Origin of the sequence: Pseudomonas sp. AMR01, from assembly GCF_041946035.1 — a bacterium.
GTDB classification, from domain to species: Bacteria; Pseudomonadota; Gammaproteobacteria; order Pseudomonadales; family Pseudomonadaceae; genus Aquipseudomonas; species Aquipseudomonas antarctica_B.
Genome location: NZ_JAUTYR010000069.1, coordinates 1 through 10,230 on the forward strand (window position 1 = coordinate 1; position 10,230 = coordinate 10,230).

The window sequence follows — 10,230 nt, forward strand, 5'->3', positions numbered from 1 at the left end:
TGGGGCGAAGACCTTTTGGTTACTTTTGGGGCGTTTGCCAAAAGTGACCCGCTGTAAGAGCGGAACCATAAGCAGCCGTTACCGCAGCAACGGATATGCACCCACTCAATACCCCCGCCCCCGATCCACCACCCCCACCATCCGCTCCCCCCGCTCAAACCGCCGAATATTCTCCAACAACCCCGCAAACGCACTCCCCGGCTGAGTCATCGCCGCAATATGCGGCGTCAACACAACCTGCGGATGCCCCCAAAACGGGTGATCCGCGCGCGCCGGTTCTTCCTGCAGCACATCCAACACCGCGCCGCTCAGTTGCCCGCTCGCCAACGCCTCCAGCAAATCCTCCTCCACCAGATGCCCACCCCGGCCCATATTGATCACCGCCGCCCCCCGAGGCAGTTGCGCAAACAACCGCCGATCCAGAATTCCCTGGGTCTGCTCAGTCAACGGCAACACACACAGCAAAATGTCGCACCGGCTCAGAAACGTCGCCAGTTGCGCGTCCCCCGCATAACACGCCACCCCCGCAACCCGGTGCGCACTGCGCGCCCAGCCCGACAAGCCAAACCCCAGCGGCGCCAGAGTCGCCAGAATCTGCTGCGCCTGAGCCCCCAACCCCATCACCCCGATACGCCGACTCACCGCCGGCTGCAACGCATGCGCCTGCCAACAGCGCGCCATCTGTTGCTGGCGGTAGCGCAGCATGTCCCGGTGCAGGCTCAGCACCGCCCAACTGGCGTACTCACACATGCCCCGGGTGATACCCGGATCAAGCAGTCGCACAACGGGCAAGTCTGGCGGTAAACGGCCGAGGTCGAGTTGATCAACCCCGGCCGACAACGCAAACAGCACCTTCAGGTTCGGTAGCAACTGCGCCACGTCTTCCGGCGCCTGCCAGGCGGCCAGGTACTCGATCTCGTGCGGGTTGCCGATGTCGGGCCAGGCGCGCCAGGCAATATCCGGCGCGTGTTCGGCGAACAGAGTCTGCCAGTGTTGGCCGCGCACCGGATCGGCTTTGTAGAGCAAGGCCATGGGCAATTCCTGTTGGGTAAAGGTAGCGATCATCATCACTCAAACCCGGCGCAGGATCTGTTGAAAGCCGGGGGCAAAACAGTTGATCCGAATTTCTCACGGCACAAGTTCGGCTTAGTTCGTCGCCCACACGCCGTACTCTGAACAGCATCGCAACCACTTCCAGGTTGCCGGACTCACGATGGGAAATGCCATGAATAGCAAAGTCGACGAAACCCCTCATTTGCTCCGTCAGCGCGATCAATTCGTGCCGCGTGGCTTGATCACCGCGCACCCTCTGGTGATTGATCGCGCCCAGGGCGCCGAGTTGTGGGATGTGGATGGCAAACGTTACCTGGACTTTGTCGGCGGTATTGGCGTGCTCAACATCGGGCATAACCACCCCAAGGTCGTCGCCGCCGTGCAGGCCCAATTGCACAAGGTGTCCCACGCGTGCTTCCAGGTGGTGGCTTATCAGCCTTATCTCGACCTGGCCCAGCGCCTGTGCGAAATGATCGGCGGGGAGGCGCCCCACAAGGCGGCGTTCTTCACCTCCGGTGCCGAGGCGGTGGAAAATGCGGTGAAAATCGCCCGCGCTCACACCAACCGCTCGGCAGTGATCGCCTTTCGTGGCGGGTTTCACGGCCGCACCTTGTTGGGCACCACGCTGACCGGCATGAGCCAGCCCTATAAACAGAACTTCGGGCCATTCGCGCCGGAGGTATTTCACACCCCGTACCCGAACGCTTATCGCGGTGTAACCAGTGACATGGCCCTCGCGGCCCTGGATGAATTGCTGGCGACCCAGGTTGCACCGGAGCGGGTGGCCGCCATTCTGATCGAGCCCGTGCAGGGTGACGGTGGTTTCCTCGCCGCGCCGCCCGAGTTTCTGCAAGCACTGCGTGCATTGGCCGACAAGCACGGCATTGTGCTGATCCTTGACGAGATCCAGACGGGGTTTGGCCGTACCGGTACGTGGTTCGGGTTCCAGCACGCCGGCATCCAGCCTGACCTGGTGACCGTGGCCAAAAGCCTGGCGGGCGGCTTGCCGTTATCCGGCGTGGTCGGCAAGGCGCACATCATGGACGCACCACTGCCCGGTGGCTTGGGCGGCACCTACGGCGGCAATGCCCTGGCATGTGCGGCGGCACTGGCCGTGATCAGCGCGTTCGAGCAGGAACAGTTGCTGGCGCGCAGCCAGGCGTTGGGCGAACGCCTGCGTCAGGGCTTGCTCGGTTTGCAGGCGCGCTACCCATGCATCGGCGACGTGCGCGGTACCGGCTTTATGTTGGCGATTGAGCTGATCAAGGCTGACGCGGCTCGCACGCCGGATGCCGAGCTGAATCAGCGGGTCATCGACGAGGCCCGCGCGGGTGGTTTGCTGGTGATTAAATGCGGGGTGTATCGCAACGTGCTGCGCTTCCTGGCGCCGTTGGTGACCACCGACGCTCAAGTGGATGAGGCCGTGCAGATTCTCGACGCGGCCTTGGCACGGGTCTTGAACTGAGGCTGTGCCCGTTACGGGCCAATTGCATCAATGGAGGCTTGACCCACCATGGGGCTGACTGATTATCGAGCGTTGCTGATTGATTGCGATGAGGTGCTGGTGGATCGGGATTCGGGGGTGTGGGCGGCGCTGCAACCCCTGCTCGACAGCCGTGGCGGGCAGCCCTCCCGGGAGCAAGTGCTGGCCGAGTTCAATGCGGTGGTGGCGACCCTCTACCCGCGCTTCACTGAGCTAGGCTTCAGTGGTTTGCTGTGTTTTGCCCATCGCCAATTGGCAGCGTCCTGGGGAATGCACGCAAGTTGGGAGGAGGGCATGAGTTTTGCCCGTTCAGCGGGCAATTGGTCGTTGTTCGAAGACGCGCCGGGGGCGATGCTGTACCTGCGCAAGTTCTATCGCCTGTTGGTGCGTGGGGACCGCGATACTGAAGACCGTGGGGTCTTGTGCGAACGGCTCGGCATCGCCGCGGACGATTTTATTTCCCTGGCCGAAGACCCACACTGCCATAAGCTTCAGTGGGGTGAACTGCTGCCCGTGCTGCATGTAACGCGACCGTCGGTCGGCGCGCAGGTAGCGCTCGACCGCTGCCTGATAGGCCGCAACCGAACCCGGCAGCCTTCACCGTGCGCCGGCGAATACTGTATCAACAGCATGGCGGACCTGGTGGCTCAGCATCAGCTGTCTTTACGGCGCTGATTTTGCTAGAAGATTGTCCTAACAATGGCAGTCAAGAGGTACGCAATGGAAGGGCTAGTGAAGCTGGACCGAATCGACATCAGCATATTGGTAGAGCTGCAAAAGGACGGCCGGATGACCAATGTCAGCCTTGCCGATGCTGTCGGGTTGTCTGCCAGCCCCTGCCTGCAACGGGTCAAGCGGCTGGAGTCGGCCGGCTATATTTCCAGCTACAAGGCGCACTTGAACCTTGCGAAGATCACCGATTCGGTCACGGTGTTTACGGAGATCACCCTCAGCGACCACAAGCGCGAAGACTTTGCCAAATTCGAATCCAATATCCGCCTGGTCGACGAAGTCCTTGAATGCCACTTGATCAGCGGTGGGTACGATTACCTGGTGCGCTTCATGACCCGCAGCATTCAGCATTACCAGGAAGTGGTCGAAAGCCTGCTGGACAAGAACATCGGCATTTCCAAATACTTCAGTTACATCGTGATCAAATCGCCCGTCCTCAAGGATGGCGTGCCCCTGCGCAAGCTCTTGCGTCACTGATTCCGGCGCGCTGACTCACACAAAAACCACTCGTTTGAGTGGTTTTTTTGTTTGCGGCCCCTTCACACACCGGCCCTCAGTGCCAGCCCTTTCAAGGTCTTTAGGTAGAACAGGCGATACGTACTCTGTGGCGAGCGGGCTTGTCCCGCGTTGGGTTGCGAAGCGACCCTAAAAAGGAAGAATGCGGTGAGTCAGATACTCCTCAGCCGCTGGTTTTGGGGCCGCTTCGCAGCCCAACGCGGGGCAAGCCCGCTCGCCACAGGGATAGTGTTCGCCCTATCAGACAAATTTCCAAAGACCTTGAAAGGGCTGGCCCTCAGTGCCGGTTCGTATTTTCCAAGCGGCCTCAAAAAAAGATTGAATAATCACATCAAATGTTATTTAAATAACAAAATAACAGCGTCCTGGTGCCTGCCATGACGTGCACAAGGTAAAAAAACCATGAACAAGATCGCCGTCATCGGCAGCAACATGGTCGATTTGATCACCTACATCGACCGCATGCCTCGTCAGGGTGAAACGCTGGAAGCGCCAGGCTTTGCCATGGGCTGCGGCGGCAAGGGCGCCAATCAGGCCGTGGCCGCTGCCAGGCTCGGCACCGAAGTGCTGATGCTGACCAAGGTCGGTGACGATATGTTTGCCGATAACACCCTGGCCAATTTCAAGCGCCATGGCATCGACACCCGCTACGTCACCCGTGTGCCGGGTGTGTCGAGTGGCGTGGCGCCGATTTTCGTGCAGAGCGATTCCCACAACAGCATCCTGATCGTCAAAGGCGCCAACGCGCATTTGCAAGCCGTCGACATCGATGCAGCCGAGGCCTCGCTGCGCGAATGCAGCCTGATCGTGCTGCAACTGGAAATCGAATTGGCGACCGTTTACCACGCCATCGAGTTTGCCAAGCGCCACGGCATCGCGGTGTTGCTCAACCCGGCGCCGGCAGTGGCAGGGCTCAGCCGCGATCACTTGGCGCTGCTGGACTTTTTCATCCCCAATGAAAGCGAGTTGGCGCTGATCACCGGCAAGCCGGTACACGGCCCCGACAGCGCGTTGATCGCCGCGCGCGAACTCTGCGCGCAAGGTATTCGCCACGTCATCGTCACCCTTGGCGAAAACGGCGCGCTGTACGTGGGCGAGGAGGGCGAGTTCCACGTGCCGGGGCGCACGGTGGTCGCGCGCGACACCACCGGCGCGGGCGATGCGTTCATTGGTTGCTTCGCCCACTACTGGAGTCAGGCGGGCGATATGCGTGCGGCCATGACCCGCGCCGTGGCGTATTCCGCCTGCTCGGTCACCGGGTTAGGCACCCAGAGTTCCTACCCCGACGCCGCTACCTTTGCGCAGTTTTTCAACGACGTCTGATCCCACCAACGCAGCCGGCTGTGGGCCGGCGCGTGTTGTTTCCCTCGGAGAATAACAATGACAAAAGTCCCGCTCCAACAGACCCCGGATGGTTTCTACCTCAACCGCACGCCCTGGTTCGCGTTCCTGCTGCTGTGCAGTATTTTTGCGCTGTGGGCCGCGGCGGCGAGCATGAATGACGTGCTGATCGCGCACTTTAAAAAGGCCTTTCTGCTCAGCGATTTTCAGACGGCCTTTGTGCAGTCGGCGTTCTATCTGGGTTACTTCTTCGTGGCGATTCCGGCAGCGATGGTCGTGCGCCGCTTCGGCTACAAAGCCACGATCCTGATGGGGTTGTTGCTGTACATGGCCGGCTGCGCGCTGTTCTTTCCGGCGGCATCGACCACCACTTACGGCATGTTCCTGATGGCGTTGTTTGTGATCGCGTGCGGGCTGTCCTTTCTGGAAACCGCCTGCAACACCTATTCGACGCTGATGGGCCCGCGTGAAACCGGTACTCGCCGGTTGAACATCTCCCAGACCTTCCACCCGTTCGGCGCCATGGCCGGCGTATATGTCGGCAGTTTCGTGATGTTCAAGGACACCGACGCCACGCGCGAACAACTCACGCAAATGAGTGCTTCCGAGGCGGCGATTCAGCAGTTGGAGATGATCCAGTCGACGCTATTGCCCTACAAATGGATGATCGCCGTACTGGTGCTGATGTTCATCCTGATCGCCATCACCCGATTCCCAGCGTGCCGGGGCAACGCCAGGGCTGACGTTAAAAAAAGCAGCCTGGGGCAGAGCCTTTCGCGGCTGGCGAAAAACCCGCGTTTCACCTTTGGGGTGCTCGCACAGTTCCTGTATGTGGGCGCACAGGTGGGGGTGTGGAGCTTTACCATTCGCCTGGCCATGCAGATGGGCGGGATGAATGAACGCAGCGCTTCGTGGTTTCTGCTCACCACGTTTGCCGCGTATTTTGTTGGCAAGATGATTGCCAATCTGTTGATGCGCAAACTGCACCCGGCCCAGGTGCTGGCGATCTATGGCGTGCTGACCATCGTGTTGCTGGCTTACACCATTCTGGTGCCCAACATCAGTGCCGTGTATGCCGCCGTGGGCGTGAGTATTTTCCTCGGGCCGTGCTGGCCGACCATCTACGGCCTGACCATCGACGGCTTGGGCGAAGACACTGGCGTCGGCGGTTCGCTGTTGGTGATGAGTATCGTCGGCGGCGGGGTGATTCCGGTGTTCCAGGGCTTGTTGTCGGATGCCACCCACGGCAACATGCAACTGGCCTATAGCGTGCCGTTGCTGTGCTTTGTGGTGATCGTCGCCTACGCCTGGTCGTGCATGCGCCACAATCGCGCCACGCAACGCCAAGCCGGTGTGGCGGTGGCCTCATGAAGGCCCTCACCATCGCCCTGTCACCCGAGCAGTTCACGGGCGCCGAAAAGACGCTGCTGGAATCCGCCGATTTTCGCGTGCGGGCCTGGACCTTCCCCAGTGGCGTAAAAGCCCTGGCGCTGGAAAATGCCCGGGGTCGTGTGGTGGCCTTGCCTTATCAGGGCCAGATGATCTGGTCGGCGCAATTTGATGGCTGCGACCTGACCATGCGCAATATGTTCAGCCAGCCCAAGCCCAGCGCCACAGTCATCGGCACCTACGGCTGCTTCATGTTTCACGCGGGGCTGTTGCGCAACGGCTGCCCCGCGCCCGACGACGACCACCCGCTGCACGGCGAAATGCCCTGCGCACCGATGGACTCGGCGTGGCTGGAAGTCGGCGAAGACGCGGCGGGGCCTTACCTGCGGCTGAGCGGCAGGTATGAATACGTTCAAGGCTTTGGTGACCACTACCTGGCGATGCCTTCGGTGACCCTGCGTGTCGGCTCGGGCGTGTTCGACATCGGCATGCAGGTGACCAACCTCGCGGGCAAGGCGATGGAGTTGATGTATATGGCGCACATGAACTACGCCTACGTGCCGGATGCGCGCCTGGTTCAGCCATTGGCCGGGGCGCGGGCGCGGGTTCGGCAAAGCGTTCCCGCCCATGTGCGACCGACTCCCGAGTGGTCAGCGTACATCGCACAGTTGAGCGAAGACCCGTCACGCCTTCACACACTGAACTCGCCGGCACTGTATGACCCGGAAATCGTGTGCTTCTTCGAAGACGTGCCTGCGGACGCGGCGGGAGAGGCGCATTTTCTGCTCGATCATCCCGAAGGGGCTGCGTTTTACACGCGCTATCGGCCAGAGCAGTTTTCCCATGCGACGCGCTGGATCCTGCACAACGCCGACCAGGCCGTCGCCGCATTTGTATTGCCCGCCACCTGCGAGCCCGAAGGCTACCGGGTGGAAAAAGCCAAAGGCACTGTGCGCTCACTGGCGGCCGGGCAAAGCGCGGCGTTCAGCGTCAGCACCGGGTATTTATCGGCTGAGGAACGCCGTCAACTCGGCCGCAAGTGGGGCGATTAAAGGCGGTTCACACCACACATTGCGCGCCATTTTTGAGGATCAGTTCGCGGTAGTGTTTCGGGATTTTCTTGTCGGAAATCACCACGCTGAACTGTTCCAGGGTGGCGAAATGGGCGGTGCGCACGGCGTCGAATTTGCTGTGGTCCGCCAGCAGCAGGCTGTGTTGGGCCTGGCGCAACACCTTTTGCTTGACCCCCACTTCGTTGAAGTTGAAGCAGGTCACGCCAAAGTTCTCGCTGACCCCGGCAGCCGAGATGAACGCCCAGGTCAGGCGCACGCTGTCGAGGATGCTGCTCTCGTCAGCATGGTCGAACACCTGGTTTTTGCGATGGAAGGTGCCGCCGCACAGCACAATGGTGCAATTGGGTTTCTGCTGCAGTTTGAGCAGCACGTTGAGCGAGTTGCACACCGCCGTGAATTCGAGCTCGTCAGCAATGAAGTCGATCACATAAGGCACGGTGGTGCCGCAGTCGAAAAACACCGTGTCGCCGTTCTTGATGAACGCCGCCGCGAGTTTGCCGATTCGGCGTTTTTCTTCAACGTGGCGGCTGCCTTGTTCGGTGACCTTGTAATCGGGCGCGTCGCTGGGGTCATACGCCAGGGTGATATGCCCGCCCAACAAGTGGAAGGTCTGCGGGTGGCGGGTCACGTCGCGGCGCAAGGTCATTTCAGAAACGTCGAGCAACGCGGCCATCTCGCGCAAGTGGATGGCTTTCTGGTCCTGCAAGGCTTGTTGGATCAGTTTGATGCGTTCTGACTGTTTGCTTTCCACAGGCGTTCCGATTTGTTGTGATTTAAACATTTAGTGTTAGTATATTAACATATTCAGCGTGTGGCCTCTAACGCTTCACACCCCCCGCGTGTCTTCACCAGGACTCTACTTCATGAGCGTGATCAAACCTGCAGCACTCGCACAGTTTATAGACCATACGTTGCTGGCGGCGGACGCCACGCGTCAACAGATCGCCGTGTTGTGCAGCGAAGCCCGGGAATACGGTTTTTATTCCGTCTGCGTGAACTCGGGCCAGGTGCCTTACGCCGCACAGTTGCTCGCCGGGCAACCCGTCAAAGTCTGCGCCGTGGTCGGTTTTCCCCTGGGCGCGGGGCTGAGCGAGAGTAAAGCCTTCGAAGCCCGCCAGGCAATCGCCGCCGGTGCCGGCGAGATCGACATGGTGCTGAATATCGGCGCACTGCGTGAGGGCCTGTTCGATACGGTGCGCGACGACATCGCCGCCGTGCAACAGGCCTGCGGCGCGGTACCGCTCAAGGTGATTCTCGAAACCTGCCTGCTGGACGACGCGCAAAAGACCCGCGCCTGCGAAATCTGCCGCGACCTTGGCGTGGCGTTCGTGAAGACCTCCACCGGCTTTAGCCGCAGTGGCGCCACCCCGGAAGACGTCGCATTGATGCGCGGCGTAGTGGGCCCGCACATGGGCGTCAAGGCGTCGGGCGGGGTGCGTGATTATGCGACAGCGGTGGCCATGATCGAGGCCGGCGCCACTCGCCTGGGCACCAGTTCGGGGGTGAGCATTGTCAGCGGCGCGCCGGCGAGTGCGTCGGCTTATTGATGGATGTGAAGAGCCTGAACAGAGCCACTCGATTGAGTGGCTTTTTTGTGGGTGGTGTGCGCGGCGGTGAGCCGGTTGACGGTATATACACAAAAGTCCAATATGGAATTATAAGTATAAAACGTCATGTGGCACGGTTGCTCCTTTCTTGCCAAACCAACACCAACTTGCGAGACCACGATCATGAAGACACGTGCATTTATCACCGGCCTGGCCCTGAGCCTGCTCGCTTGCGGCCCGGTGCTGGCCGCCGAGAAAACCCTGCGCATCGGTATCGAGGCGGCGTATCCGCCGTTCGCTTCCAAGACTCAGGACGGCAAGATTGTCGGGTTTGACTACGACATCGGCAACGCGTTGTGCGCGCAGATGAAGGTCAAGTGTGTGTGGGTGGAAGGTGAGTTTGATGGCCTGATTCCTTCGCTCAAGGTGAAGAAAATCGACATGGCGTTGTCGTCGATGACCATCAATGAAGACCGCAAGAAGTCGGTGGATTTTACGCACAAGTATTACTTCACCTCCTCGCGTCTGGTGATGAAGGACGGTGCGGTGGTGGATGATCAGTACGCCAGTCTCAAGGGCAAGACGGTGGGTGTGCAGCGGGCCACCACGACTGATCGGTATGCGACCGAGGTGTTTGAGCCCAAGGGGATTAACGTCAAGCGTTACGGTAATAACGAAGAGATTTATATGGATTTGGCGGCGGGGCGGCTGGATGCGATTTTTGCCGATACGATTCCGTTGAGTGACTTCCTGGCGATGCCGCGCGGGAAGGGGTATGCGTTTGTTGGGCCGGAGCTTAAAGACCCCAAATACGTGGGCGAGGGCGCCGGGATTGCGGTGCGCAAGGGGAATGCTGCGTTGGTCGGGGAGTTGAATGCGGCGATTGATGGCATTCGGGGGAGTGGGGAGTATCAGGAGATTTCGCAGCGGTATTTCAAGGCTGATATTTATGGGGAGTGATGGGTTGAGTGGTGCTGATCAGTTGGGGCGTTGGTGTACATATCCGTTGCTGCGGTGATGGCTGATATTGGTTCCGCTCTTACAGCGGGTCACTTTTGGCAAACGCCCCAAAAGTAACCAAAAGGTCTTCGCCCCA

10 protein-coding genes are annotated in these 10,230 nt (G+C 60.2%); 8 read left to right on the plus strand and 2 right to left on the minus strand.

What is annotated here, in order from left to right:
* Positions 1–105: 105 nt before the first annotated feature.
* Positions 106–1,032 carry a 2-hydroxyacid dehydrogenase gene (locus Q7C20_RS26265; RefSeq protein ID WP_375071136.1) on the minus strand — a complete coding sequence of 309 codons (927 nt, stop codon included), beginning with the start codon at positions 1,030–1,032 and terminating at the stop codon, positions 106–108.
* 193 nt (positions 1,033–1,225) lie between these two features.
* Between Q7C20_RS26265 and gabT the strand changes: the two genes are divergently transcribed.
* The 6 genes from gabT to Q7C20_RS26295 all read left to right on the plus strand — a co-directional run bounded on the left by gabT (position 1,226) and on the right by Q7C20_RS26295 (position 7,566).
* On the plus strand, positions 1,226–2,518 hold the full coding sequence (gene gabT, locus Q7C20_RS26270; RefSeq protein WP_375071128.1) for a 4-aminobutyrate--2-oxoglutarate transaminase: 1,293 nt from the start codon (positions 1,226–1,228) through the stop codon (positions 2,516–2,518).
* Between the two features lie 48 nt (positions 2,519–2,566).
* On the plus strand, positions 2,567–3,211 hold the full coding sequence (locus tag Q7C20_RS26275; protein WP_375071129.1) for a 2-haloalkanoic acid dehalogenase: 645 nt from the start codon (positions 2,567–2,569) through the stop codon (positions 3,209–3,211).
* Positions 3,212–3,256: 45 nt separating this feature from the next.
* Positions 3,257–3,745: an Lrp/AsnC family transcriptional regulator gene (locus Q7C20_RS26280; RefSeq protein WP_003174918.1), complete on the plus strand. Its 489-nt coding sequence runs from the start codon at positions 3,257–3,259 to the stop codon at positions 3,743–3,745.
* Positions 3,746–4,186: 441 nt separating this feature from the next.
* On the plus strand, positions 4,187–5,107 hold the full coding sequence (rbsK, locus tag Q7C20_RS26285) for a ribokinase (protein ID WP_375071130.1): 921 nt from the start codon (positions 4,187–4,189) through the stop codon (positions 5,105–5,107).
* Between the two features lie 57 nt (positions 5,108–5,164).
* Entirely contained in the window at positions 5,165–6,496 is a 1,332-nt protein-coding gene (fucP, locus tag Q7C20_RS26290) for an L-fucose:H+ symporter permease (protein WP_375071131.1), read from the plus strand.
* Positions 6,493–7,566 (plus strand): aldose 1-epimerase family protein, encoded by a 1,074-nt coding sequence (locus tag Q7C20_RS26295; RefSeq protein WP_375071132.1) that lies wholly within the window; start codon positions 6,493–6,495, stop codon positions 7,564–7,566. Before fucP ends, Q7C20_RS26295 begins: the two co-directional genes overlap by 4 nt.
* Before the next feature lie 7 nt (positions 7,567–7,573).
* On the opposite strand, the gene deoR is transcribed toward Q7C20_RS26295, so the two are convergent.
* The gene (deoR, locus tag Q7C20_RS26300; protein ID WP_375071133.1) at positions 7,574–8,368 is read right to left on the minus strand and encodes a DNA-binding transcriptional repressor DeoR; all 795 of its coding nucleotides are present in this window, start codon (positions 8,366–8,368) and stop codon (positions 7,574–7,576) included.
* An 82-nt stretch (positions 8,369–8,450) separates the two neighbouring features.
* Between deoR and deoC the strand changes: the two genes are divergently transcribed.
* Both deoC and Q7C20_RS26310 read left to right on the plus strand, forming a co-directional pair.
* Positions 8,451–9,134 carry a deoxyribose-phosphate aldolase gene (deoC, locus tag Q7C20_RS26305; protein WP_375071134.1) on the plus strand — a complete coding sequence of 228 codons (684 nt, stop codon included), beginning with the start codon at positions 8,451–8,453 and terminating at the stop codon, positions 9,132–9,134.
* Between the two features lie 183 nt (positions 9,135–9,317).
* On the plus strand, positions 9,318–10,094 hold the full coding sequence (locus Q7C20_RS26310) for an ABC transporter substrate-binding protein (protein WP_375071135.1): 777 nt from the start codon (positions 9,318–9,320) through the stop codon (positions 10,092–10,094).
* Positions 10,095–10,230 lie beyond the last annotated feature (136 nt).